Source organism: Vibrio sp. 1249-1, assembly GCF_033340495.1.
In genome coordinates this window covers 1-648 of the sequence record NZ_JAWOWJ010000672.1, presented here as the reverse complement: position 1 = coordinate 648, position 648 = coordinate 1, and the positions used below count along the sequence as shown (strand labels likewise).

Annotated in this window: 2 protein-coding genes; both read left to right on the top strand. The window is 48.6% G+C overall.

Annotation, left to right across the window (positions count from 1 at the left end):
- Nucleotides 1-184 (top strand): Spy/CpxP family protein refolding chaperone (locus R7Z50_RS28265; protein WP_318149854.1); only part of this gene is annotated, 184 nt, incomplete at its 5' end.
- A 115-nt stretch (nucleotides 185-299) separates the two neighbouring features.
- Nucleotides 300-648, top strand: a 349-nt coding sequence (locus tag R7Z50_RS28260; protein ID WP_318149853.1) for a cation diffusion facilitator family transporter, incomplete at its 3' end; no start/stop codon positions are given.

The window sequence follows — 648 nt, the reverse complement described above, 5'->3', positions numbered from 1 at the left end:
TCTAGCGAAAGAGATGGTTGAGCGCCAAACTGAGCACCGCGTGAAAATGCTGGAGAGAAAACACCAAATGTTGAGCGTGCTGACTCCAGAGCAAAAAGCTGAATTTGTAAAACTGCAAAACGAGCGCATGCAAGAATGTGGTGACCAAATGCAACAACGCATGGGAAAACACCGCAATAATTAAGTCATGATCCGATGATATATATGAAGAGGCAGCCACAGGTTGCCTCTTTTTGATCTGGCGATTTCACGCGCATTCAACGTATACTCAAAATACGGTTTGAGTTAACTCTTTGATTATGAAACAGCAATATGCACGCTTAGTCACGACGGCAGCTTGGACAGCAACCATAGTGGCGACGCTTCTTCTCATTGTAAAAGTCATCCCATGGTGGGTGACGGGATCGGTCAGCCTATTGGCATCGCTTATTGATTCGATGCTGGACATCGCCGCTTCAGTGGTGAATTTGGTGGTGGTTCGCTATTCGCTGCAACCAGCCGACAGAGAACACACTTTTGGGCATGGTAAGGCCGAGTCTCTCGCTGCGTTGGCACAGGCGATGTTTATCTCCGGCTCTGCGGTATTTTTGATCCTAAACGGTATCGATCGTTTCTTCAGGCCACACGAGCTGAACGCGCCGGAGCTGG